This is a genomic window from Planctobacterium marinum (assembly GCF_020687805.1).
In the GTDB taxonomy this organism is placed as follows: Bacteria; Pseudomonadota; Gammaproteobacteria; order Enterobacterales; family Alteromonadaceae; genus Planctobacterium; species Planctobacterium marinum.
This window is the reverse complement of record NZ_JAJEWQ010000008.1, coordinates 42868-69163: the sequence shown is the minus strand read 5'-3', so window position 1 is coordinate 69163 and position 26296 is coordinate 42868. Positions and strand designations below refer to the sequence as shown.

22 protein-coding genes and 2 tRNA genes are annotated in these 26296 nt (G+C 47.9%); 12 read left to right on the top strand and 12 right to left on the bottom strand.

The window, feature by feature from the left end; translation table 11 throughout:
- From LJ740_RS20765 to LJ740_RS20740, 6 genes are all read right to left on the bottom strand, one after another.
- Positions 1–241: chemotaxis protein CheW (locus LJ740_RS20765; RefSeq protein ID WP_229531051.1), on the bottom strand; the 241-nt coding region annotated here is incomplete at its 3' end.
- A gap of 2 nt (positions 242–243) precedes the next feature.
- Entirely contained in the window at positions 244–1416 is a 1173-nt protein-coding gene (locus LJ740_RS20760) for a methyl-accepting chemotaxis protein (RefSeq protein ID WP_229531050.1), read from the bottom strand.
- On the bottom strand, positions 1391–3367 hold the full coding sequence (locus LJ740_RS20755) for a PAS domain-containing protein (protein WP_229531049.1): 1977 nt from the start codon (positions 3365–3367) through the stop codon (positions 1391–1393). Before LJ740_RS20755 ends, LJ740_RS20760 begins: the two co-directional genes overlap by 26 nt.
- 41 nt (positions 3368–3408) lie before the next feature.
- Positions 3409–3906, bottom strand: coding sequence for a chemotaxis protein CheW (locus tag LJ740_RS20750; RefSeq protein ID WP_229531048.1), 498 nt, complete (start codon positions 3904–3906; stop codon positions 3409–3411).
- Entirely contained in the window at positions 3906–5975 is a 2070-nt protein-coding gene (locus LJ740_RS20745) for a chemotaxis protein CheA (protein ID WP_229531047.1), read from the bottom strand. Before LJ740_RS20745 ends, LJ740_RS20750 begins: the two co-directional genes overlap by 1 nt.
- An 85-nt stretch (positions 5976–6060) precedes the next feature.
- A complete protein-coding gene (locus LJ740_RS20740; RefSeq protein ID WP_229531046.1) occupies positions 6061–6423 on the bottom strand; it encodes a response regulator in 363 nt (120 codons plus the stop codon).
- Between the two features lie 264 nt (positions 6424–6687).
- Here LJ740_RS20740 and LJ740_RS20735 point away from each other — a divergent pair, with 264 nt between their 5' ends.
- On the top strand, positions 6688–7839 hold the full coding sequence (locus LJ740_RS20735) for a response regulator (RefSeq protein ID WP_229531045.1): 1152 nt from the start codon (positions 6688–6690) through the stop codon (positions 7837–7839).
- Here the strand turns inward: LJ740_RS20735 and LJ740_RS20730 are convergent.
- The 4 genes from LJ740_RS20730 to rsgA form a co-directional block, all read right to left on the bottom strand.
- Positions 7836–8543, bottom strand: coding sequence for a glycerophosphodiester phosphodiesterase (locus LJ740_RS20730; protein WP_229531044.1), 708 nt, complete (start codon positions 8541–8543; stop codon positions 7836–7838). The genes LJ740_RS20735 and LJ740_RS20730 overlap by 4 nt on opposite strands.
- A 3-nt stretch (positions 8544–8546) precedes the next feature.
- Positions 8547–9425, bottom strand: coding sequence for a DMT family transporter (locus tag LJ740_RS20725; protein ID WP_229531043.1), 879 nt, complete (start codon positions 9423–9425; stop codon positions 8547–8549).
- Between the two features lie 111 nt (positions 9426–9536).
- Positions 9537–10415 carry an archaetidylserine decarboxylase gene (gene asd / locus LJ740_RS20720; protein ID WP_377307016.1) on the bottom strand — a complete coding sequence of 293 codons (879 nt, stop codon included), beginning with the start codon at positions 10413–10415 and terminating at the stop codon, positions 9537–9539.
- Positions 10416–10455: 40 nt separating this feature from the next.
- Positions 10456–11493 (bottom strand): small ribosomal subunit biogenesis GTPase RsgA, encoded by a 1038-nt coding sequence (gene rsgA, locus LJ740_RS20715; protein ID WP_229531042.1) that lies wholly within the window; start codon positions 11491–11493, stop codon positions 10456–10458.
- Between the two features lie 155 nt (positions 11494–11648).
- Between rsgA and orn the strand changes: the two genes are divergently transcribed.
- The 8 genes from orn (at position 11649) to LJ740_RS20675 (ending at position 20362) form a co-directional block, all read left to right on the top strand.
- Entirely contained in the window at positions 11649–12194 is a 546-nt protein-coding gene (gene orn / locus LJ740_RS20710; RefSeq protein ID WP_229531041.1) for an oligoribonuclease, read from the top strand.
- A gap of 124 nt (positions 12195–12318) precedes the next feature.
- Positions 12319–12394: transfer RNA gene (locus LJ740_RS20705), tRNA-Gly, on the top strand.
- 175 nt (positions 12395–12569) lie between these two features.
- Positions 12570–12645: transfer RNA gene (locus tag LJ740_RS20700), tRNA-Gly, on the top strand.
- Between the two features lie 612 nt (positions 12646–13257).
- Positions 13258–16662: a TonB-dependent receptor domain-containing protein gene (locus tag LJ740_RS20695; RefSeq protein WP_229531040.1), complete on the top strand. Its 3405-nt coding sequence runs from the start codon at positions 13258–13260 to the stop codon at positions 16660–16662.
- 198 nt (positions 16663–16860) lie between these two features.
- Entirely contained in the window at positions 16861–17241 is a 381-nt protein-coding gene (gene maoP / locus LJ740_RS20690; protein ID WP_229531039.1) for a DUF413 domain-containing protein, read from the top strand.
- Positions 17242–17442: 201 nt separating this feature from the next.
- Entirely contained in the window at positions 17443–19155 is a 1713-nt protein-coding gene (locus LJ740_RS20685) for an acetolactate synthase 3 large subunit (protein ID WP_229531038.1), read from the top strand.
- Complete coding sequence (ilvN, locus tag LJ740_RS20680; protein WP_229531037.1) at positions 19156–19653, top strand: acetolactate synthase small subunit; 498 nt, start codon at positions 19156–19158, stop codon at positions 19651–19653. It abuts the gene before it with no gap.
- A 379-nt stretch (positions 19654–20032) separates the two neighbouring features.
- Positions 20033–20362 (top strand): hypothetical protein, encoded by a 330-nt coding sequence (locus LJ740_RS20675; RefSeq protein ID WP_229531036.1) that lies wholly within the window; start codon positions 20033–20035, stop codon positions 20360–20362.
- An 86-nt stretch (positions 20363–20448) separates the two neighbouring features.
- Here the strand turns inward: LJ740_RS20675 and LJ740_RS20670 are convergent, their stop codons facing one another.
- A complete protein-coding gene (locus LJ740_RS20670) occupies positions 20449–21588 on the bottom strand; it encodes an esterase-like activity of phytase family protein (protein ID WP_229531035.1) in 1140 nt (379 codons plus the stop codon).
- Between the two features lie 168 nt (positions 21589–21756).
- Here LJ740_RS20670 and LJ740_RS20665 point away from each other — a divergent pair, with 168 nt between their 5' ends.
- The 3 genes from LJ740_RS20665 (at position 21757) to LJ740_RS20655 (ending at position 25902) form a co-directional block, all read left to right on the top strand.
- Positions 21757–23091 (top strand): DUF2252 family protein, encoded by a 1335-nt coding sequence (locus LJ740_RS20665; protein ID WP_229531034.1) that lies wholly within the window; start codon positions 21757–21759, stop codon positions 23089–23091.
- Positions 23084–24967 carry a metallophosphoesterase family protein gene (locus LJ740_RS20660; protein WP_229531033.1) on the top strand — a complete coding sequence of 628 codons (1884 nt, stop codon included), beginning with the start codon at positions 23084–23086 and terminating at the stop codon, positions 24965–24967. Before LJ740_RS20665 ends, LJ740_RS20660 begins: the two co-directional genes overlap by 8 nt.
- A gap of 83 nt (positions 24968–25050) precedes the next feature.
- Entirely contained in the window at positions 25051–25902 is an 852-nt protein-coding gene (locus LJ740_RS20655; RefSeq protein ID WP_229531032.1) for a sensor histidine kinase, read from the top strand.
- On the opposite strand, the gene LJ740_RS20650 is transcribed toward LJ740_RS20655, so the two are convergent.
- Complete coding sequence (locus tag LJ740_RS20650) at positions 25874–26272, bottom strand: VOC family protein (protein WP_229531031.1); 399 nt, start codon at positions 26270–26272, stop codon at positions 25874–25876. The two genes, LJ740_RS20655 and LJ740_RS20650, sit on opposite strands and share 29 nt — an antisense overlap.
- Positions 26273–26296 lie beyond the last annotated feature (24 nt).

Here is a 26296-nt window from a genome sequence, read left to right as displayed (position 1 = left end):
ACACCACCACCATTACGGTTTGTTTATCAATGGACTTCGCGGTGTAACCGAATATATCGCGCAGGTCCAGTATGGGCACCATGGCATGGCGAAAATCAATCACGCCCATACAATGGCTCGGCGTGTTGGGTAGTTTTCTGATCTCCCCCAAAGCGCGAATTTCCTGTACCCGGGTAATATCCAGACCGTAGATATTGTCTCCCAGGGTAAAGCTCAGTAGTTGTGCTTGGTTTTCATTCATGATCAAAACTCTTCCCATTCATCATCTTCTGCCTGAGCTATCACACTGCGTCCGGGTTCAGTTTTTATTGCAGTTTTTGCCACTTCCGGTTTGCGCTCCTGAGCGAATGATGGCTTGGGCACGGGTTTGATTGCAGCATCCGCAACAGGTTTGAAATCGCGGCGCTGTTTGCTGACGGCTGAATCGGATTTTACAGCTTGAGGAACGGCACTTTGGGCCGCTGCCGCTTTGTCATCCAGTTGGAAAAATGCCACCTGGGTGACCATTTCATCAACCTGCGTCAACGAGGCCTGTGCCGCCGAAGTCACCTGCTCTGACAGTGCCGCATTTTGCTGGGTGATATCATCCAACTGGGCCACCGCCTGATTAATTTCACCGACACCGGTAGCCTGCTCATTCGTGGCGTTTGCGATGTCATTAATAATATTCGACAGTGAATTGGCGTGGGAAAGAATGTCTTGTAAAGACTTGCCACAGCGATTCACCAGGTCGCTGCCGGTATGAACCCGTTCGGAACTGACATCGATCAATTCTTTAATTTCTTTGGCCGATACCGCGGAGCGTTGCGCCAGATTGCGCACCTCATTTGCTACAACGGCAAACCCTCGTCCCTGCTCACCGGCGCGTGCAGCCTCGACCGAGGCATTCAGGGCCAACAGATTGGTCTGAAAGGCAATTTCGTCGATCACACTGATGATCTCAACAATGCGGTTGGAGCTCTCTGTTATCGCCGCCATAGACTGCATGGCTTCGGTGACGATGGATTCGCCAGTACTGGCTTCAGTTTGGGCCCCGATAGCAGCATCATTGGCCACTTTGGCGCTATCGGCAGTGGTGCGAATATTGGACGTTAATTGCTCCAGGCTGGCGGCGGTTTCTTCCAGCGACGACGCCTGCCTTTCTGTTCTTGATGAAAGCTCAAAGTTACCCTGTGATATTTCAGTATTGGCAGATTTGATTTCCTCGGAGGCACTTTTTATCTTATGCACTACCTGACCCAACTTTGTAATTGTTGTGTTGAGCGCACCCGCCACATCAGCAAACATACCGCGATACTGATTATCAATCTGAACCTGCAAATCCCCTTCAGACAACTTGTGTACACAGACACTTAAATCTCGCACAAAATGATTAATGGTCTGAGACAAGTCATTCAGTCCTTTTGATATATTCAAGAAGAAACCCTGTTTGCCCTGCGTTGCAATTAATGCCCCCCAGATTTCCCTGATTAACATCAGCCACCAGTTTTTCAACTTCCGCTTCGATAATCACCTGCTGCGTTATATCGGCCCACTCCACGACTGTGCCCAGTCGGGTTCCCTCATCGGACAACACCGGCGTTGCGATGAGATTAAAATGCCGAGGCCCAACTGAAATGTTGGTCTGATACGACTCCGTCAGGCGCTCCAGCATTTGTCGTTGATGGGCCGGGTTTTTATGAAAAATATCGATATTTTTCCCCAGGATATGGTTTGCATCAAATGCCGGTAATTCTTTGCGCAAATCCGCGTCGGCTTGCTGGAACATGGCGCGAACACTGTCATTGAGATAAACAACATTGTAGTCCTGGTCCGCTACCATCACGTTGGTGGTTACACTGTCTAACGCCACTTTTATGCGCGCATTGGCAGCGGCAATCAATGCCTGCTGATTTCGTTCGGTAATATCCAGCCACTCCAGAGTGGTCCCCAGGCGATTGCCTTTGGCATCAATGACGGGATTAACAGTCAATTCAAAGTGCAGGGTTCCGAGTTTGATATCAGAACGGTAGGTGCCCTGTAATTCTGCCAGCAATTTGCGTTGATGCGCAGGATTTTTATGGAAGACATCGATATTCCTGCCTTCCAGCTTGTCGGCATCAAATCCGGCGTCCAGTAACCGAAACGCCTCGACATTGGCGCGCATCATGTGGCGCAAACTATCATTGAGATACAAAATATTCAGGTCATTATCTGCCAGCATGACATTGGTGCTGACATTGTCCAAAGCCACCTTCATTCTGGCATTGACCATTTCTTGCTGCTGTTGCTGTTTTAATAAGGTTAAATCCGCCCATTCCACAGAAGTACCGAGCCGCTCGCCCTGTTCATTGAAAATCGGATTAACTACCAGACTGAATGTCAGCTCCTGCACTGCGATTTCTGACTGGAATTCACCTTGCAGATCATCCAGTATGGCACGTTGATGCGCCGGATTGCGGTGAAACATATCGATGTTGGTTCCGATCAGTGTCGCGCAACTAAAGTCCGGAAAAACGCCTTTGAATTTATCTTCATTAGCTTTAAACATGGCCTGCAAGGTGCGGTTAATAAACACGATATTGTAGTCAGCATCGGCCAACATGATGTTGGTGGACACGGTGTCCAGTGCCGAGGTTTTGCGCAGCATAAATTCCGCGCTGAGACGCTGTTGTTCCGCATCGCTGACGTCCTGCCAAAGCAATGCGACACCCGACACCATGGGTTGGTCATGATTAAGCGATTTCAGTTGTACATTGAACTGACGATCAGCAAGACGCAGCACAATATTTTGCACTTTGGCGCGTTGGTTTAATGCAGACTTTAAGGCGCCATCGGCAATCAGGGTCTCCAGTTTCTGCCCTTTTAGCTGTGCAGGTTGGCGCACATTGAGCACCTTGAGATTGACCAGGCATTGAAAAAGACTGTCAGACATCAACTGTATTTCAGCCTCATTATTGAGCACCATAATGAGAGCGTTGCTGTGCAGTAATGCGGCATCCGTCAACAGTTGTTGGGCCTGACACTGATCCAGTTCGCGCTTTACAGCGCTGTGCTGTGCGCTGATGTCATCGGCGAGCGCTTCAATCTGAGCGTCGATCAACGCCAACTCACCGCTGTGAGGCGAAGGACTTTGCAGGGAAGTATAGTTTTGCGCCCGCCAGGCGTGGCTGAATTCAGTCAGTTGGGCGCGGCAATGTTCAATAGCATTTTGCAGGTTTTGGTGGCTGAATTTAAAGCTTAGCGCCATGAGCAATGCGGCCAGAGCAGACAATCCTGCCGCCCATAACAAGAATGGCGACTCAGGTGCCACTTGCCAGAATAAATACAAATTGATTGCCAATACGATGATAATCAAAATGCCCGTTAGTCTGGTATGATTGTTCATGCTTTCTGCCCCTAAACCGGTTCACTGTATCCGTGAGCCCACTAAATATCCAAATCGAGTAACGTATCAACGTTAAGTAAAATCACCATTTTTTCACCGTCATCAGCGATACCTGAGACATACGCCTGGTCAATGGTTAAATCAAAGTCCGCCGACAGCTGTGCGTTGTCGGTATCGGTTTGAATGACCTCAGATATCGCATCCACTACAATACCGATAGTTTTATTGCCTTCGTTTAGCACCACATCCATGATCAGCGTGACCGTTTCTGCGTCATAGTCGCGATAATCCAGCCCCAGTCGTAAACGCAAATCGACAATGGGAACGATAGCCCCTCTGAGATTTATCAGGCCATTGACATAAGCCGGCGAATAAGGAATACGGGTAGATGCCTGCCAGACCCGGATTTCCTGCACCCGCAGTATGTCTACCGCATAATCCAGCCCGGCCAGTTTAAAACTTAACCATTCCGCCTTTGGCACATCTTGTTCGTCCAGATCCTCAAGTTCCTTTACATCCGTTGCTTCAATAGCTGTCATCAGTGCATCCTCACTCTGGATATAATGGCGCCAACATCTATGATTAACGCCACTGAACCATCCCCTAAAATGGTGGCCCCGGACAAGCCCTGGACTTTGGCATAATTCGCTTCCAAGGATTTCACCACCACCTGTTGATGATTGTTCAGCTCACTCACTAAAATACCGCATTGCTTACCATCACTTTCCACCACCACCACTAACCCCGTTTCGACCAGTTGTTGATGATCTACCTGACAACCAAACAACGCTGCAAGATTAAGGATAGGGATAAAGTTACCGCGCCATTTGAATGAAACATCGCGATTGCCGACTTTATTTATGTCCTCGGGTTTCAGCTGAATACTCTCAATGATAGAAAGCATAGGGATAATGTAAGTTTCCTGGCCCACCTTGAGTAACTGGCCATCGAGAATCGCCAGAGTGAGCGGCAGGCGGATGGTAAAGGTGGTGCCTTCGTCGGCTATTGACCGAACATCGATGGTACCGCCCAATGCCCTGATATTGCGCTTCACGACATCCATGCCCACACCTCTGCCCGATAGATCGGTTACCGCCTCAGCAGTGGAAAAGCCAGGCGCAAAGATAAGTTCGTGAATCGCCTGCTCGGTGAGATTGGCATTGGCTTTGATCACGCCTTTTTCAATGGCTTTTGCCTTGATCCGTTCGGTATTCAACCCGGCACCATCGTCGGCGATTTCAATAATGATATTACCCACCTGGTGGAACGCTTTTAAAGTGACCGTGCCGGTTTCCGGTTTACCCTTCGCCAGCCTGGTGGACCTGTCCTCTAAACCGTGGTCGACACTGTTTCTCACCAGGTGTACCAGTGGGTCGTTCAGCTCTTCGATAACGGTTTTATCGACTTCGGTGTTTTCCCCGATGATTTGCACAGCAATTGATTTATCCAGTTGCTTCGACAAATCACGTACCATGCGCGGAAAACGACTGAAACAAAAGTCGATGGGTAACATGCGAATCCGCATCACCCCTTCCTGTAAATCACGCGTATGGCGTTCTAACTGCGATAAGCCTTCTGACAGACGTTCAAATTGCGGGTACTTTTCTTCATCGCCATAAATGCTGAGCATAGATTGAGTTATCACTAACTCACCCAGCAGGTTGATCAGGCTGTCGATTTTTTCCAGATCCACTCTGATGGACTGAGCCGCTCTTTTGGCTTTGCTTTTTACAGGTACAGATGCATCTTGCGGTTGCGGATTTTCCGGTTGAGCCAACTCCTGTTCGGTCGCTGATACAGGCGGAGATGGTTCTTCAGATGGGGGAATTACTGGTTCAGGAATGACCGGCGCGGGACTGGCCACGTCTTCAGGGTTATTTATAGGAGTGAACTGAAACTCGGCTTCATCTTCAATCCACATAAAGACATCTTTAAGGTCTTCTTCTGAGACGGAATTTTCCGACTTTAGCGATATTTGCCACAGACAGTAAATATGCGTGGGGTCAAGCTGTTCGAAATCCGGAATAGCACTGGTTTTACAGGTAACGCTAATGTCACCCAACTCGGCTAACTCATCAATATAACGCAGCGGATCATTACCGGTCATCATAATGCCGGGGTCCGGAGCAAACTCTATCAGCCATTCACTTCCCGCCGGGCCAGCGGGAACGTCCGAGGTCTCGGGACTGTTTGCTGCCACCATCTGGCCTGAACTGGGTGGCGCCAGCAAATGCTCCAGCTCAGTTTTAACACGTTGCATTCCAGCCTGGTTGATGGCGTCATCAAACTGGTAATGCGCCACCAAATTGCGCAAGACATCCAGCGATGAAAACAAACAATCCAGAATTTCCTGGCTTATGCGCAATTGGCCGGAACGCACTTTATCCAGTAACGTTTCCATGACATGGGTAAACTCTGTCAGGCTGCCCATACCAAAGGTGGCGCTGCCCCCCTTTAAGGAGTGTGCAGAACGAAATATGTCATTGATGGTTTCAGCATCCATCGTTGATGCATCATCCACGTCCAACAAATTGCGCTCTATGGCGTCAATCGCCTCTGCACTTTCGTCAAAAAAGACTGCTCTGAATCTTTCTAGCGGATCACTCATGGTACCGTCCAATCTGGAATATCAGTAAAATCACCCGAACAAAATTTGCACTATTAACAGGCACAGCCGGGACAAATTGCCCTGGCTATTTCAAGACTTTATTTACCACCGCAACTAATTTTTGCGGATCAAAGGGCTTCACAATCCAGCCGGTTGCGCCGGCGGCTTTACCTTCCTGCTTTTTTTCAAGCCCGGACTCAGTGGTTAACATCAGGATGGGGGTAAAGCGATAATTGTCAGCTTTGCGCAATGCACTGATAAATTGGATACCGTCCATGATCGGCATATTGACGTCAGAAATCACCAAATCAAAGTTATCTCCCATCGCTTTATCAAGCCCTTCCTGCCCGTTAACGGCCTCGGTTACATCAAACCCCTGCGCTTTCAACGTAAAGGCCACCATGGCCCGCATTGAGGCGGAATCATCAACCGTTAAAATTTTTTTCATCGTCTCTATTTCCTTAAGTCATTAACTGTTGCGGTTATTCTCACTGACCTGATTGCTGGCAACCGACCGCAAATTTTTTATTCAGAAACATTTTATTTCTTGGCGTGATAGCTAACTTCTACTATTTTCAAAGAGTACGCAATACGACTTTTGTTTGATTTTGGTAACAAGTGTAGTTAATAAATTTAATTATGCTTAATCTTGAACCTTACCAACGTTGACTATTTTTTTAACCGGATGATACCTAACCGTACAGGGATTACTGTGAAATATAATGTACTGATCGCCGATGATGATGAACATCTTAGAGACTTGCTTAAAATGATGTTTCAGGACAGCTTTGCACTTCAGTTTGCAGAGCTGGCCGAAGAAGCCTTTCAATTAATCAACCAAACCCAATTTCAGTTCATCATTCTCGATATCCATTTACCCGACAAATCCGGCCTGGATGTCTGTCGACAAATCAATACCCTGCCGGAAGACAGCCGACCGCAGGTGGTTATCTTAAGTGGTGACAGCGATGATGCGACGGTCAAGGAGGCCTACGAGTTAGGGGTTGGTGACTATATTTGTAAACCCTTTAATGTCACTGCATTTCACGAACGTTTACTGCGTTTCTCAGCAGATTTGGAGAAGATCGCGGCTCTGGAACAGCAGGATGCGAATATTCACAGTGTTACAGAGACCGTGATGAAACAGGCGGCCTCCTATGGTAACGCACTGGAACTGGTGTCTAAATTAAACTCCTGTCACGATGCCCGGACCCTGTGTAATACGGTCTTGCAAAATCTGTTGCATCAGGGCTTCCACTGCGCCATCCAGGTGCGCTCGCAAGATGAATCACTGGCGATAGACGTGGATGTGACTGAATGCAGTGAAATTGAACTACAGATTTTCGACCTGCTGAAATCCAAAGGGCGAATTTACAATTTCAGAAAGCGCTGCATTTTTAATGATGAGCATGTCTCTATTCTGGTTAAAAACATGCCGCACGAAGGCACCCAGAGCTATGACTCCATCTTAGATGTGGCCGCCAAACTGATACCTGCCATCAATGCCCGATATATTTCAATTTGTGAACATCGCTCCCTGGTGGCAGCAAAAAATGCCCTGACTCACACTTTGTCAGTGCTGTCAGAGGGTGTGGAACAAATGGAAGGCGAAAAACGCAAGCTGCTGGAAAACATCGAAATGCACATTGGACTGTCGTTTCATCAACTGGATTTAAATGAAGACCAGGAAGCCTTTTTCCTCAATCTGATCGAGCGGGAAATTCGCTCCCGGGAAGAGAGCAACAAACTGGATACCATTCAGCAGATGATTGCCGGTTGCGTGGATTCCATTCAAATACTGGAGCCGGAGGAGCAAGACAGTGGTCAGGCCGACTCCCTCCAGGATGATATCGAGTTGTTTTAATACTCTGCGCAAGGCAGCCTGTCGGCTTGCAGAAAAGCACGGGCTTGCTGTGGGTAATTGGTAAACACACCATCCACTTTTAATTCACGGAGCCACACCAGCTCTGACAAGCGGTCAACCGTATATACATAAACTTCCAGCCCCAGATTATGGGCCAGATTGACATCCTCGGCGCGCAGGCAATTGATATCAAAGTGGATTGAAAACGCCTCCAGTGCATTGCAGGTAAAGGCCATATCCAGCGGACTGGATGCCGTCAGCACCCCTAATTCATAACGCGTTGCGCGGCTGCCGATATCTGCCAGATAATGGTGATTAAAGGACGAAATTAAAATAGAACCCGGCACCATTTCCTCGCCAACCGCCTCATCGATAACCCTGATCAAGGCATCCGTATCCTGGATAGTTTTCAGTTCGATATTGACATTGACACGGGCGGCGATGGTGTTCAAAGCTTCGGTTAAGGTAGGGATTTTTTGTCCGTGTGGCAACTGCACCTGCTGCATATGCACTTTGCTCTGTTGCCACAGCAAGGTATCTGCAAACAAAGGCAATACTCTGTCGTGCCACACATAAAACTCATCTTCCACCTGATAGACATCCAATTCAATTCCATCAGCCTGTTGCACAATGGCATTTTCAAATGCCATTAAGGTGTTTTCAGGGAATTCGCCACTGGCTCCCCGGTGGGCCCAGATTTTCATGGTTTAACTGTCCTGCTGACTGCTGTGTAATTTCTGCGCATTAATAGTTTCATACACGGCAGCGGAAATCACCAACAATCCACCAATGAGGGTTTGCCAGTCGGGTTTCTCATGCAACAGTACATAGGCAAAACCAACGCCATACAAGGGTTGCGCACAGGCAATTAAGGAGAAGGTTTTAGCCCGCAGGTGTTTCAGGCTTGAGGCGATCAGCGCGTGGGGTAAAGCCGTGAAAATACTGCCTAATAACACCAGATAAACAGCCGTCTGCGCCGACATCTGCATGATCTGATCCGATGTAAACAACACCAGGCACAAAATAATCACCAGGGTTTGCAGTGCCATCGCATGGGCACCACTGTAGTGGGAAAAGTAGCGACGATGAATCAAATTGCGCAGTGAATACAGCAATGCCGAAGCGATACCCACCACAATGCCCAGGGTCACATCGTTTTGCAGTGAGATATCGGGCACAATTAACGCAATACCAATCAACACTACGACCGCACTGATAACGTCTTGCCAAACCAGTTTAATCTTCTCGAAAAATGGCTCCAGAAATACCGTGATCACCGGAAAGGTGAACATGGCAATCATACCCACTGCCACAGAGGAATACTGCATGGCTGCAAAATAGGTTACCCAGTGCAGCGCCATAATAACCCCAAGCAGGACGCCAATAGCCAGGTCTTTGTAGTTAAACAGGCGCAACGATTTACCGCTAATTTTGAGTAACAGTAACAAACAGGCGCAGGCCACCACCGACCTGCCAAAGGTAATATCCAACGCAGAGAGGGGAATAATCTTGGAAAACAGTGCAGTTACGCCTAATAAGACAACTGCCAGGTGCAAAGACCACAAACTTTTTTGCACATCTTCCATGCTTTAAAATAACTCCAGGAAAAACACCGCGCTATTATCTAACATTCAAAGGGGCTGATTGAGACCAAATACGCATTTCTTATATTTTGACCACAAGATGCCCCCGGATTACTACGCTTCGGCGGGTGTTCCTGACATGTTTCCGCATTTTTGCCCTAAACGGGTAACATCACCGGCCTGAAAATCATCGAAGTTGATAGCCGATTTCTCAAAACACATCACTACAGTGGAACCCAGTTTAAAACGTCCCATCTCGTCGCCCTTTTTAAACTGCAGTGCAGTCGCGTTTTGTTCCGAGTAGTGCCAGCTGCGCACCTTCCTGCCTGCCGGTGGTGTTACCGTGCCCGCCCAGACAGTTTCGATACTGGCAACAATAGTGGCCCCCACTAAAACCATTGCCATTTTGCCCTGCGCGGTATTAAAAATCGCCACGACACGTTCGTTGCGGGCAAACAGACCTGGGACATTTTCAGCGGTCAGAGGATTGACCGAGAACAAATCACCAGGCACATACACCATGCTTTCCAGCGTGGCATCCATCGGCATATGAATACGGTGATAATCCTTCGGCGACAGGTAGATTGTCATAAAATCCCCATCAATAAAGGATTCGGCCATTTGCTGATCCCCGCCCAGTAACGCCGTCACACTGTAATTGTGTCCTTTGGCCTGAAATATCTGATCTTTTGCAATCGGCCCCATCTGACTAATGGCGCCGTCCACCGGAAAGATCATCGCATCGGGCTCTGCGCAAACCGGTCTGATACCGGCTTTTAACGGACGGGTAAAAAAGGCGTTGAAGGTTTCATAATCCCGGGGATCGGATTTTTCGGCTTCCGACATATCCACCTGAAATTGTTTAATAAAAACCTTGATCAAAGACGTAGTAATAACCCCCAAACGGGCGGCAGCCAGGTATCCCACCAGACGCGATACCAGATGCTTGGGAAAACAATATTGCAGTGACACCTTTAAGTTATCAGACAGCACCGTAAAATCCTTAAATGTTGAAAACGGTGCGAATAGTACCTTATTTTCTGTCTACTGTTGAGTGAGAAGGTCGCTGCTCTGCCATAGTTTTTAAGATGCTGTGATAATTATCAAATCGCTGCTGATTAATTTTGCCCTGCTCCACAGCTTCCCGCAGCAAACAGCCAGGATCGTCAAGATGTTTGCAATCTCTGAATTTACAGCCGCCCAGGTATTCGCGAAACTCACGAAAGCACCAGGTTACGCGTTCTTCGGGCAGATGCCATAGGGCAAATTCGCGCACTCCGGGGGAATCGATTAACTGTCCACCTTTTCGGAACTTCAGTAATTTTGCACTGGTGGTGGTATGTTGCCCCAGCCCGCTCATTTCTGAAATATCGCCTATCTGTTCTTCGGCCTCCGGCAACAGCGCATTCACCAGGCTGGATTTCCCTACGCCCGACTGCCCCACAAAAATACTCACTTTTTTATCCAGCAACGCTTCAAGTTCATCCACGCCCTGGGCGGTTTTACAGCTGAGCAGGATCACCTGATAACCAATTTCCCGATAAAGGGTGGTCAGGTTTTCCACTTCTTCTGTGGTCTGTTCATCCGCTAAATCAATCTTATTGACCAGCACCACCGGCTCAATACCAACATCTTCTGAGGCCACCAGATAACGATCAATTATATTGGCGGACAATGCCGGTTTTAACGAACTGACAATTAAAATCTGATCTATGTTTGCGGCAACGGGCTTAACACCATCGTAAAAATCAGGACGAGATAACAAAGACTTTCTTTCGGATACGGCCTCAATAACTCCCCTGATGGCAGATCCAGAATCCTTGCTACGCCGAAACAACACCTCGTCACCACATACCACGCTGTCGATCGTGCGACGAATGTGGCAGCGGGTCACTTCCCCGTTATTATCTCTGACATCGGCGTGTTGTCCGAATCGCCCAACCACCACGCCGGGTTCTTCTTCCTGCAGGGAATCGTCTTGCGGTAAAGCCTCAGCTTTATTCAGTTTTTTCGACAAATTTTTACCAACCTGGCGCTTTTGTCTGTGTGTCAGTTTATTTCTTTTTGCCACTTTGCTGCTAAATTAAGTATAGTAAACGGGTATTTGCTTTATCATATAAGCAAAACTGGGTTTGAATTTAGTTGTCACAATCAACATAGTACCGATTGCATTTAGGGAAAGACACCATAAATTGCAGTAATTGTGTGAATCTTGGCGGGTAGTGCATGTCATATAGCGAAAATAATTTAGTCTGGATGGATCTGGAAATGACGGGGTTAGATCCTGACATCTGCAAGGTATTGGAAATTGCCACTATCGTGACAGACTCACAGCTCAATGTGATTGCAGAAGGGCCTGTTATGGCCATCCATCAATCCAATGAATTGCTGGACGGCATGGACGAGTGGTGTGTAAAAACCCACGGTGAATCCGGCCTGACAGAACGTTGCCGCCAAAGTGATATCAGCGAAGACATTGCGGTACAACGCACCATTGAATTCTTAAGCCAGTACGTGCCAAAAGGGGTTTCACCTTTGTGCGGCAACAGCATCAGTCAGGACCGACGCTTCTTACAAAAGCATATGCTTGAACTGGAAAAGTTCTTTCACTATCGCATTATCGACGTCAGCAGCGTTAAAGAGCTGGTCAGACGCTGGAAGCCCGAAGTACTGAACGGATTCCACAAAAAAGGCACGCACCTCGCCATAGATGACATTCGCGAATCTATTGCAGAACTGCAATATTACCGGCAGCACATTTTTAACATCTGACGGTTATTCAATCAGTAACGACAGTTTTTTTCGAATTATTGTCACAAAGCACTTGCACACCCCTATTTTTTTTGTAAAATGCGCACCCGCTTTTGAAGGAAAGCGGTTGATGTAAAATGGTTACGCGGGAATAGCTCAGCTGGTAGAGCACAACCTTGCCAAGGTTGGGGTCGCGAGTTCGAATCTCGTTTCCCGCTCCAATTTTCATCTGAAACCATACCAAATACGCGGGACCAATTTGACAGGAACAAATTGGAACGGCCGACAGGCTGGCCCGAAGGGCAAACTACAGGAAGTAGTTTGTAATAGCGAAGCGAAAACGCTCCGCCGCAAATCGAATCAGTCCAGAATCGATTTTAAAGGAAGTCTCAATACGCGGGAATAGCTCAGCTGGTAGAGCACAACCTTGCCAAGGTTGGGGTCGCGAGTTCGAATCTCGTTTCCCGCTCCAAATTCTCTTTTTTCACTCCAATTCTAAATCGACACAGGATAAGCCCTGCAACGCCTAAAAACCGTTTTTTAAGCAACACGGGTAATAATTAACTGTCACCCGGGCGTGCCGGATCACATTTTCGCCTTTTCGCTTAATTAGTCAAACCATCAAAATAAGCATCTGCTTTCACATCTGGTAACAAATTAGCAAGACATTCAGTCAAAATTTAAAATAAATGACAAAAAATTTGAATAATTGACGAAATGCATAATTATTTAATATACGGGTTCACTAATTTAGCGCACAGAGCACCATTGTGATGCAACCGCTATCAGGCAAGGCGTTTGAAAACAGCACGGCATTAATCCAACGTTCCATTTTGGTGCAGGGCAATATTTGCCATGAATAATCCTTCATCAAATCCCGGCACAAACAGAATAAATATTCGAATAATTCCCCATATACGCAATAAACACACTAATTCTGGACTTGATCAAGGCCCCAAAAATGCTAATTATCCTTTAGTGGGAATAAAGAAACTTAAAATAACAACAATAAGAATAACGCAGCATTTGTAACAAAATGTTGCTTTTAGCAATTGAAGACACGACACACTCTCAGGAGCACACCATGAAAAAATTTGCCTTGTCCCGGCTAAATACCGCCATTGTGAAAGGGCTATGCTATAGCTCAATGGCAGCAACCCTGGCGATAGCCCCCAACGCCCTTGCCCAGGAAGAAGAAAACGACGAAATCGCCAGTGTAGAACGCGTGATGGTGACAGGTTCACGTATAGCACGCGATCCTAACCTGGCCAGCCCTTCACCGGTGCAGGCAATTGACGGCAAGGATATCCGTAACTCCGGTGAATTCTCTATCACCGATGTAGTCAATGACATTCCGGCACTATTTAGCTCCACCAATTCAGAAAGTGGTAATGATGGCGATACCGCCTTCGAAGAAGGGGCAAATATTCTGAACCTGCGAGGTTTGGGCTCCAGAAGAACATTAGTCTTAGTGAACGGACGGCGCCATGTTGGTGGTTCCGGAGGGAGTGCAGCGGTAGACGTTGGTTCCATCCCTACCAAATTAGTGGACAGCGTTGAAGTACTGACCGGCGGCGCGTCGGCTATCTACGGTGCAGACGCGGTAACCGGTGTTGTAAACTTTATTCTGAAAAAGGACTTTGAAGGTTTCGACTTCGACGTGCAGCAAGGTATCTCTTCAGAGGGCGATTCAGAACAACTGCAACTTTCAGCAACCTATGGCCTTAATTTCGATAATGATAAGGGTAATGTCGCAATCAGTGTGGAATATGCCGACAGTCAAGGCCTAAGAGCCAAAGAACGTGACAATGGCGTATTTGTGGGCTCAGGACGAGACTGGGGAAATCCGGCAAAAAGATTTCAGATTGGCCAGATAGATGCTGCCACTATGCCAAATTTCGCCCAGTTTTATAATCCGAACAACGGCTTTGTTAATTATGGCCACGCCATTCCCTCTGCTGAAGACTTTATCGACTTTTATTCAAATTTATATGGCAGCGCTCCCAACCTGACCGATGCCGAAATGGCATTGATAGCCGCTGCTGCGGCGGCTCCCAGCCGCGCAATTTTACCGGGGCGTACCTTTCCCTTCACTTCGGGTTATGGCTATATTGTGCCAGGAAACGGCAATACCTTTGCCGGCTTTGACGAATTTACCAACGTTGACCTGAACAACAATGGTGTACCGGACTGCCTTGATACCTGGTCAGGATTTAACAGTTCCAACACAGCTTATGACGCCCCGCTCGGTGACAGTTTTGGTAACATTGGTGGTTGTTGGGTGGTGGACCCCAATGGATCATACCGCGTGATTCAGGATGGCCTGGTAGCCGGTGGCTCGGGAACAGAAGGTTTTGGTGGCGATTCATTCAATACCATACAGCAGTTCGACAGTTTCCTGTTGACCCCAGAAGAAAAAATTAACGTTAACCTGATAGGAAATTATGAGCTGGGTTCTTCATCAGAGCTCACCTGGGAATTGAAACATGCCCATCAGGAAACACAAAGTACCACGCAACCCACTTCTTTCTGGGATCTGTTGCGCGGCGCGCCGGACAACCCGTTTTTGCCGGAATTCATTCGTCCTGTCGCTCAGGAAATTGGTGGTGTGGCAATTACTATCGATCCCATTGGTATAGGGTCCGGTATTCAGACCCATGAGAGAACAACAACCCGTGCAGTACTGGGAATCAATGGTGAATTTGAGAACGGCTGGACTTATGACGCCAGTATCGTTTGGGGTAAATTCGAACGCGAAAGTGAAATAGAAAATGCAGTTATCGTGGACCGTTTCATGGCGGCGATTGATGCTGTAACCGATCCGACTACCGGGGATGCCACATGCCGTGTCAATGTCGATGCCGACGCCCCAGCTCAGGGCACGCCGTTTAATATTCCGGACTATGACCCAGGCTACTACACCTTTACACCGGGCGATGGCAGTTGTGTACCGTTAAACATCTGGGCAGGTGCTAGCGGTATTACCCAAGGGGCGGTAGATTGGGTCACTACCACAGAGCGCGATATGATCGAGCTGGAACAAACCGTTTATTCGGCATCAATCTCCGGTGATTTCTCAGATTGGTTCGAGTTACCGGCTGGCCCAGTCGTATTCGCTGCGGGTGCTGAATACCGCGAAGAAGAATCATCTGTAAGTTATGATGACTGGCAATTGGGTAACCTGCCTGCCGGTAACCCCTATGGCACAGGAGTGAATGTTTCTGAGGTATCAGGCAACACCAAACTCACCTTCCGCCCGAAAACAACTACCCGCAATGAAGTCGGTGAATACGACGTTTACGACCTTTTCATGGAAGTTTCGGTTCCGCTACTGGAAGGTAAAACCTTTGCCGAGGAACTGACCGTTGACGCCGCGATACGCTATTCCGATTATTCCACCATTGGCTCTTCCAGTACCTGGAAAACCAACTTACGTTGGGCACCCTATGAAGATTTAACCTTCCGTGTCAGTATTTCTGAAGCGGTGCGTGCGCCTAACATTACCGAACTCTATGGGCCTGAAATTGGTACCACCTTCCGCCCTGCCGATCCCTGCGCCAGAGCACAAATTGATGCACTGCGCGAAGGTGGACAAACGACCCTGGCAGACCAGACACAAGCCAACTGTGTCACCTACTTTAATGGCATTGGACTGGACCCTTTCGATGACGAAGGCAATTATACCTTTGACGATCCGTTATCGGCGGCGTTTGGTGGTGTAACCGGGGGCAATGAAGAATTGCAGGAAGAAACGGCAGACACCAAGACCATCGGTTTTGTGTTCCGTCCGGAATTTCTGGATGGGTTCAACATGACTTTTGACTATTGGAGTATCGAAATAGAAGATGCGATTTCCGAAGTGAGCGGAGACGACATTGCCAGAGGCTGTTTTGAAGGTCCTGCACTGAATCAAAATTTCTGTGAGTTACTGGGCAGAAACGATGACGAAAATTCCATATTCTTTGGTGGCTTTAACTTTATGAGAGCCACATCGATTAACTTCGCCAAGTTGGAAACCGACGGCTACGACTTTTCATTCGGCTATGACTTCACCTACGGTGAGCATGAATTTGATCTGACCCTGGCTGGAACCAAGGTGAATGAACTGAATCAGTTCAACGATCCGCTCAATCCAGAGGCAGTGGATGTGGAGCTGGGGGAAGTACAACGTCCTGAGTGGGCAGGTAACTTTAACCTGGAATGGACAACAGGAGATCTGACAGTGGGTTGGCAAACCCAGTATCAGGGCGAGCAGTTAGTTAACTTTGTGGAAATCGACACAGCAATGTCTCGTTATGGCAGCGCCGTGTTTATGGATGAAGTTTACCTGCATGACGTAAACTTTTCCTATCAGTTAAGCGATGAGCTATTGGTTTACGGTGGGGTTAACAACCTGACGGATGAAGAACCTTTTATTACCTCATATGCGACACCCGTCAGCATCAGAGGTCGGTACTTCTTCCTGGGATTAAACTTCAGCATTGAGTAATTAAAATCACCTCGATTAACAATCAAAGCCCCGCCCAATCCGGCGGGGCTTTTTGTTTAGATACAAACCATTCTGCATCGCTTTAAACTGTCAAAAAAAGTTCTAAAAAAAAGCGCCTTTTGGGGTTTGACTCTTGCCCGTTTTCGGCCTAAAAATTCACTGTACTTTGACAACATATATTTATCAGGAATTTGCATTATGGCTAAGGCAACCCGTTCTGATTTATTAACTCGCGCATACCATGATCCGAAGAATTACCCCTACGGTTTTTCCCGCTCCGGCGATTTCTCTATCTCTGAAGCGAAAGCCCTGAGTCACTATGGTACGCTGATAAACGCGTTGCTTTCCGGCTCGTTAAATCCGGAGAACGATGAAGATTTCAATCTGATTGCGGTGGCCAGCGGCCAAAAAGAACCCGCTAATACCACGGAAAAAGCCTGGGTTAAATATATGGCTCGCATTGGTCGACCTCGCACGGCCAGTATTTATGGCAAGCGGGCCAATGTGGAAGACAATGATGAAGATAGCGTTAGTCTGGGCGCCGATGAGGACATCGACATCGACACTAACGAAGAATAACCAGCCTAACTTTCATCAAAAGCTTAGGACCGCAACCTAAAATTCAGGATTACAAAGGGGTGAAATAGGACATTCATCCCATTTATACTGAATATTAGGATACAAATCTCACTTTTATTCCTTTCCAGGTTTCTTATTCAAACTCAGTCCCGTAAGATCCGCCCAAACCCTAAATAATTACCTTATCAGGAGAGAGTATCCGTGGAAATGATGTCCGGTGCCGAGATGGTCGTAAGGGCACTAAAAGATGTTGGTGTTGAATATGTTTTTGGTTACCCAGGTGGTGCCGTACTTGACATATATGACGCCCTCTTTGCTCAGGACGATGTTAAACACATTCTGGTTCGCCACGAGCAGGCTGCTGCTCACATGGCCGACGGTTATGCCCGTTCAACAGGAAAAACCGGTACCGTACTGGTTACTTCCGGTCCGGGTGCCACCAATACCATTACCGGTATTGCGACGGCCTACATGGACTCTATCCCCATGGTGGTGCTGTCCGGTCAGGTTCCTTCGCAGCATATTGGTGAAGATGCGTTCCAGGAAACAGATATGGTGGGCTGTTCTCGTCCCATCGTGAAACACAGCTTCCTGGTAAAAAAAGCGGAAGATATTCCGGTAGCGATCGCCAAAGCCTATTACATTGCGAATTCTGGTCGTCCTGGTCCGGTGGTTATCGATTTACCAAAAGACATCGTCAATATTCAGGAATCTCACCCGTACGAATACCCTGAAGATTTCTCAATTCGCTCCTATAACCCCACAGAAAAAGGGCACAACAAGCAGATCAAAAAAGCGGTTGAAGCCATTAAAGCGGCAAAACGCCCGGTGGTTTACGCCGGTGGTGGTGCCCTGGGGGCCAGCAGAAAACTGATCAAACTGGCCGAAATGCTCAATGCCCCGGTAACGAATACCCTGATGGGCCTGGGCGCGTTCCCCGGTACCCATGAACAATTTGTAGGTATGTTAGGCATGCACGGCACCCTGGAAGCCAACAAAACCATGCACAACGCCGATTGCATTATTGCACTGGGTGCCCGTTTTGATGACCGGGTTACCAATAATGTTGAGAAATTCTGCCCTTACGCCAGAATTGTGCATGTGGATATAGATCCCACCTCTATTTCGAAAACGGTCAACGCCCATATTCCCATTGTCGGTGCGGTAGACAAAGTCCTGAGTCAGTTTTTTGATCACCTCAAAGACATTGACCAGGACACGCAAAAAGAGAAATTGCAGGATTGGTGGAAACAGATACGCCAGTGGCAATCCAGAAAGTGCCTGAACTACGCCACCGCTTCCGAGGTAATTAAACCCCAGGAAGTCATTCAGTCTTTGTATAAGCATACCGATGGCAAAGCCTATGTCAGTTCCGATGTGGGTCAGCATCAGATGTTTGCCGCCCTGTATTACCCCTTTGATAAACCACGCCAGTGGATTAATTCCGGCGGTTTGGGCACCATGGGGTTTGGTCTGCCAGCGGCAATGGGCGTGCAGTTTGCACATCCTGATGCCATATCCGCCGTGGTAACCGGTGATGGCAGTATCCAGATGAATATTCAGGAGCTATCTACCTGTCTGCAATATAATTTGCCCATCAAGATCATTTCTCTGAACAATCGCGCGCTGGGCATGGTGCGTCAATGGCAGGACATGATTTACAAAGGGCGTCATTCTCATTCTTACATGGAATCAATGCCGGATTTTGTGAAGCTTGCCGAAGCCTATGGCCACGTAGGTATGCGCGTAGACCACCCCAGTGAACTGGACGATGCCATGGCACGCTGTATGGCCATCAAAGACAAACTGGTGTTTATGGACATTCGGGTGGACCAAAACGAACACGTATATCCCATGCAAATTAAATTCGGTGCCATGGATGACATGCGCTTGAGCAAAACGGAGCGTACCTAAATGAGACGTATAATTTCGGTATTATTGGAAAACGAACCCGGCGCGCTATCCCGCATTGTAGGCCTGTTCTCACAGCGTGGATTCAATGTTGACTCCTTATGTGTCACCACCACCACGGATCCAACGCTGTCCAGGATCACTATCACCACCCATGGCGATGACAAAGTGATCGAGCAGATCACCAAGCAAATCAATAAACTGGTGGATGTATTTAAGGTTATGGACCTGACAGAGGGCAGCCATCTGGAACGGGAGTTAATGTTGATCAAGGTGGCCACACCCAACGAACACATTCGCGCAGAAGTAAAACGTATGGCAGATATCTTTCGTGGCAACATCGTCGATGTCAGCGCCCGTAACTATACCATTCAGTTAACGGGCCCCAGTGACAAGCTGGATGCCTTTATTACCACAGCCACTGAACTTACCGATGTGTTAGAAGCAGCCCGCACCGGGGTTTGTGGTCTGTCACGCGGCGACAAAGCGCTGAAAATCTGATTTATGAGGGGGCTTGTCCCCTCATACCTTCCTCTGCCAGCAGGCATATATCACAAATATTCGTAACAGGCTTGTAAACAGACATCAATTTCAGCGCGTTTTAGGATGTTTATCCTAACAATTACCCCGCTTTAATAGATGAATTATGCATATTAAAGTTACTTTTAATTCCAATAAGAAATATAAAAACTGGTAATATCGCTAATTATCAAAGACTTAGCTGCTTTTACAAGCACTTAACAGTTCATTTTTTATTTTGTTAACCAAATCAATACAGTAATACAACAACATTCCTCATAAAAATCATTAAGTTATAAATCGTGTTCGGACAACATCCAACACATTCACACTAGCTAACTAACTCATTATGAGGTGTAACATGAAAAAACTAACTTTGGCTCTGGCCACTACTTTAGCGTTAAGTTCTGCGGTTTCTGCTACTGAATCACACGACACAAAGTTTGAATTCCGTGGTGACAAATCTTTTGCCAGCTTTTGTCGCGCAGTAACACAGGATAACGTTCGTTTGATCCACAACAGCTTTAAAAACAAAATCGGTGTTGTTGCAATGTCGAAAAAAGATGTTTATCGCAAATTGTTGGATTCGCAAAATCTGAGCTGTAACGGTAAAGATTTAGTTGAGTTTTCTAAAGAGTTTAAAGCCGACGAAGTACTGGCCTATCTGGAAAAAGCTGCAGCTACTCTGTAAAAGCATGAGTGGTTCAATTTGCAAGAACTCAAACAATAAGTCAGGCCTGCCTGCATTGGCAGGCCTTTAGACTTAGCAAAATAACCCTAAGGATTGGTAAACAACGTTTCAATGGGTATCTGAGACAGCAAAGGCGCCATCGCGTCGTAGCGGTTCTTATCAGCCTGACACTGTATATTCTTCTGATAATTTTCCTTCCAGGGATCATTAACCAACCACAACACCCCATTGCCACCGGCAAGCCCTTCTATGGAATAATTATTCATCGCTGTAAATTCAGCACATTGTTGTTTGGTATCACTGGTTTTCGCCAGAAAACTCAGTTTGATTCTGCGGGTCGAATTTTTCTTTTCGGGGTCCACCAGCCACAACTCATTGTCGTTTCTTGCAGCTGCAACTAGCCAGCCATTATCCCCCTGCTGCACGTAAGTCAGCGCATTTATCGGGTGCGGGATCTGGTCGCTAAAAACTGGTAACAGCAACTGTTCGTCGGTTACTCTGGCAAACTCAACACTATTCCAAAACTTGCTATTGAGTTCCACGGAAAATATACGCGGCTGAAACAAAGCATCTTTTTCCAGCCCTAAATACAAAGTACGTCCGGAGCCAAAACTCATGCCCTCTATGCCGTCATTGGGATGATTACCCACCTGCATCGCCGCACTGTATTGCAGGGGTCTGACGTGGGTAACAGTTACCTGTTCAGCCACATCGTCCAGCGCCAGGCGCACCAACAAGGTGGGATATTCCGTTGAGCCTGTTTGGCGGTACTTTTCTGCACACGCCGGGCTAAGACTATATCTGGAAGCATCCTCTGTGACGGTATAAAAAACCCGGTCATCATCGGGGTCCACCACCAGCGCTTCCAGGTCGGGTCGCTTGCTCATATACTCAGCAAAACAACCTTGCAAAATCTCCGGGGCCACCACCATGGGGTACTTTTTCTCAACCTGAAATTGCTGTGCGTCCAGCACAATCAGCCTCAACACCTGAGATTCGTGCGCGCTGCCATCGGCGATTGTCACCAGCCGTCCGTTGCGCCACAACGTCAGGCCGGATGTCTGAGGGTCCAACATAACCCCACCTGCAGACTCGGTTAACCAGTAGCTTTCAACTGGCAAAGGGTTAGCGGCTGTGCCCATCAAAGGATCGGTTTTGGTGGAATGACAGGCTCCCAGTATCAAAGTCAAACACCAGGGTAACAACAATTTATATCTGAACAACATGCAACTTCCCGCAGCAATTAATTTCCGGTCTGCTGGTTTTATAAAGGTGCAGCATGAGCGGGTCAAGTTACAAATATCAGAAATCCGCTATTTGTCGCTTTCCAGGTTTTCAAATTTGAGACTTTTAGTTTAAGGTTTGACAGAGGTTAAATTTAGGTACACAGCATCATGAATCGGGAAGAACAACTCTTATTTGCGCTGCAAAAAGCCGATGGGATCTGTCCGGAAAAAGGTAACGCCATTGAGAAGCATCTCAAGATGGCAGCCAACCCGTTTCGTTTTTTTCGCGGATCTGCCGGATTGTTTTATGACGACATCGCCAGTGGATTGTTGTCGATCCCCAATGAGATTCAAACCTCAATCCCGTTAACTATGGTGCAGGGCGACTGTCATCTGTCCAATTTTGGCTTGCTCACTGAAGAAGGCTCGCACGGCGATACTGTTATTTTTGCACCCAATGATTTTGATGACGCCTGCCTGGGCCACAGCAGTTGGGATCTGGTGCGCTTTTGTATCAGCATCTTGCTGGCCCAACAATATTGTGACGGTATCAAAACCGGTCAGTTTAGCTCCGAGGAACTCACGGGAACCAACCTGCCAGCCTGCGCCAGTGTCGAAGGTGCTATCCTGGCAATTCAGGCATTTTTGGCAACTTATGTTCAACACTGTAAGGCACTGGCAGAAGATGGCAGCCTGCGCAATGCCGTGCTCAACGACTTCGACAAACAACATGTGCTGCGCCGCTTTTACAAAAAAGCGCAAAAGCGCGCATCAGGTGGTAAACAGTTTTACAGCAAAAGTGCCATTGCCAAAGCCGTGGATTGCAGCGGGTTTGTGCCGGTTTTTAACCTGGAAAACACCAAATTTGCCGCTATTGACGAATCACTGTACCGGGAGTTAAGTGAAGTATTCTCGCCTTATGTAGACGACTGTATTTTAGACATCGTTAAACGCCTTGGTGCTGGCACGGGCAGCATTAATATGGATCGCTATTATCTGCTGGTTGGCCCGAAAGACTACGTCGACCAGGAAGATCTCAAACTGTGCCATATCGTCGAGGTGAAAGAGCAACGCATTGCTGCGCCGTTGACTCACTTTGAAACCCTGTCGCCAGTCAATCGACTCAATCCAGCCCATCTGACGGTGTGTTGTCAGCGGCGCATGCAAAGACGCCCTGATTTGGTGTTGGATGAAGTTGAATGGCGTGCCGCTCACTGGCTGGTTCGATCCCGGCATCACGCTAAAGTGGGGATTGCCCCGGAAGACGTCTGTTTTCACGCAGATACCCCCGATGAAGCGCTGCTGCAATACACCCAAACCTGTGCTCAGGCGTTAGCCAAAGCCCACAGTCGCGGCGACCGGCGCTCGATTCGATTCGAAGAAGCCGTTGCTGAACACTTGCCCGAGTATCTGGATGAACTGCTGGAAGTGTGCCTGAGTTATGCTGTTCAGGTTCAGGAAGATACCCAATTATTAAGAGAACTCACCGGATTACATGACTGATTCACAAGCGCCTTTTACCCTTATTGCCGGTCCCATTGTCAGAAAGCTGGACAGCCACCAATTAGTACTCTGGTATGTCAGTAATTATCAGGTGCCGGTTCATGCTGCTTTAAGCAATGCCCGACAGCAATCCGCAACACCTGAATACCAACAAAGACAACTGTGCCATCAGGTGGGAAATAAAGCTTTTGTATTTCACCACATTATTGATTTCAGTCAGCCACTTCCCCCTGATACTGGCCTGGATTACGATCTGATTTTTGAGTTTCAGAATACTCAGTTGCACCTGGCCGATGTCGCGCCGGATCTCTGTTACCCGGGCTTTGACAAGCCCAGGGTGTATTGGCAAGCGACACTGCGAAAGGTACTGCACGGCTCCTGTCGCAAACCCCACCATGACGAAGGCGATGCACTGATTCGCGTCGATCAACACCTGGCGGAGTGCCTGAGCCAAAACCAACTGCCGGCATCACTGCTGATGATGTCCGGTGACCAGGTCTACGTGGATGACGTGGCCGGTCCATTTTTACAGGCTATTCATCAGGTTATTGCCCGTTATGAGTTGTTTTCGGAAACGTTTTCCGGGGCCAAAGTCAGCAACTACGAAGAATTATTGCAGCACGAAGATTGTTTTTACAAAAGAACCGAACTCCTGCCCCACAGTGATGAAAACGAAGAAGTGCAGGAAACCTTTTTCGGCGCCAAGCGCAAACCTATTTTCACCTCGGTCAACGCCAAAAACCATTTGATCACCTTGTCAGAAGTGATGGCAATGTACTTTATGGTCTGGTCTGAAACCTGCTGGCAGGATATCCACTTTGACAGCAGCAAAATGCCCGAATCTGAAAGGCAAAATTTCGAGCAGGAACAACAATCACTGTTGCAATTTATTCAGACCCTGCCGCAGATCCGCCGGGCACTGGCCCATATCCCGGTGTACATGATGTTTGACGATCACGACGTCACCGATGACTGGAACCTGACCCGGGAATGGGAAGAGTTAGCCTATGGCAACCCCTTCTCTAAACGCATTATCGGTAATGCCTTGTTTGGCTATATGCTCTGCCAGGGACTCGGTAATAACCCGGAGCAATTCGAATTTTTACTGAAAGAAGTGGAACCTCATATCACCAGTGCCGGCATCACCGAACACAACAAGGTCATTGATGCCTTGTTCGAATGGGATGACTGGCATTATCAAATTGCCACTCAGCCCAAAATCGTTGTGCTGGATACCCGCACCCATCGCTGGCGTTCCGAGGAAAACGCGGCTCAACCCTCAGGTTTGCTGGATTGGGAGCGGCTCCGGGAACTGCGGCAACAGGTTACCGGTGAGCAGTCCGTCGTGATTGTCTCCCCCGCCCCCATATTTGGCGTGAAAGTCATAGAAGCCATTCAGAAGATTTTCACTTTTTTTGGTCAGGCTCTGACCGTGGATGCGGAAAACTGGATGGCGCATCAGGGTACCGCCAGAGTGTTGCTGGATATTTTTAAAGAGCCCGAAACCGCACAACAGTTTGTGATCCTCTCCGGAGACGTGCATTATTCCTTTGTCTACGATATCCGTTTGCGTTTTAAAGACTCCAGCCCCAGCATTCATCAGATTACAACCAGTGGCTTTTGCAACCAGTTTCCGGTAACCCTACTGAGTAAGTTAGACGCCATGAATCAATGGCTCTACGGGCATCACTCGCCACTGAACTGGTTCACCAAGCGCCGCCGATTAAAAATCAGCACCCGCTACCCCGATCGGAAAAATAAACGCAGCTCCCTGGTGAGTAAAAGCGCAGTCGGTCTGGTGGATTTCAGCAACGAGCGCAAACGCCCTGAGGCCAGGCTGTTGACCTGGGACGGCGAGGATATTGATTTTAGGTAATTCTCCCTATTTGCATATTTGCCTTTAAATACTAATCTGGATCATAAGCCATCAGTTTTAATTTCGGTCAACGGAGCCCTGGCATGCAGGATCATCATATCAGCGAGTTTATTGCTAAAGCCAGCAATGCTCCGGCAGAGCAAAGTGCGGCTTTGTTACAGGAAGCATTAACGCTGCTGGCTGAGTGTGAACAGTTGCAATCACGTCCTGAAAGACCCAGTCAGATACCGCCCAGTAAAAAAGCCGTTGAAAAGGTTTGCCGGGGCATTGGCCATGACTTCAACGGTATCCTGGCGAATATCCGAGGCATGGTTGAGATAACTCAGATGATGACCACCGATGCCCCTGAACAGGTTAAATCAGTCTTTGAGAAAATCCTGGGCATGGTGGAGCGGGGACACCACGCGTCCGAGATGATTCGTTGCTACGGCAAGGTACACGATTGTCAGAAAACCCAGTTTGAATTAAGCGGATTGTTAAAACGCGCACTGAACGACGTCAGGATACAACTGCAAATCCCGTTTCATTTAATCTGCGAACGTCCTGACAACCTGCAGGTAACAATGGACGCGACACAGCTGGAACTGCTGTTGCTGCAGTTAGTTAACAACGCACTGGAGGCAATGAAAGATACCTCAGTTCCGATGTCGGCCTCAGATCTTGCCATCGAGTTTAGCCAAACTGACAACCAGGAACTAAAAATTACCGTGCAAAACAAGGGTAAGGCCATTGCCGGTGATATCGGTGACAAGGTCTTTGAACCTTTTTATACCACCAAAAAAGCGGGCAAAGGCATTGGCCTTGGGCTTAGCATCGCAAAACAAATCGTGATGAATCACGATGGTGCGATTAGCTACAACAGTTCAGTGGCTGAGGGCACCTGCTTTACCTGCGTGATGCCGGTGATTACCCCTGGCTCTGGCGTTTCTCAATGAGATCCCACTTGTTGCCAAAGCAATCCTGGAATACCGCGACAATACCGTAAGGTTCTTCACGCGGCGTTTCTAAAAACACCACCCCATTCGCCAGCATAGCCGCGTGATCCCGGTAAAAATCATCGGTTTGCAAAAACAGCCAGACGCGATCGGCAGCTTGCTGACCCACTAATGCTTTTTGTGCCTCATTACCCGGTTGTGCCAGTACGATCTGGGTTTCAGAAGCCCCTTTGGGGCGCACAGTGACCCAGCGTTTGCTGCCCTGATCAATGTCCTCCAGCAATTCAAAGTTCAATTTCTGGCAGTAAAATTCAATTGCCTCATCGTAATCCGGAACAATGATACTGACGGCTGACAAGCATTGTTGCATAGTTAAATTCTCTTTCGGTATAGG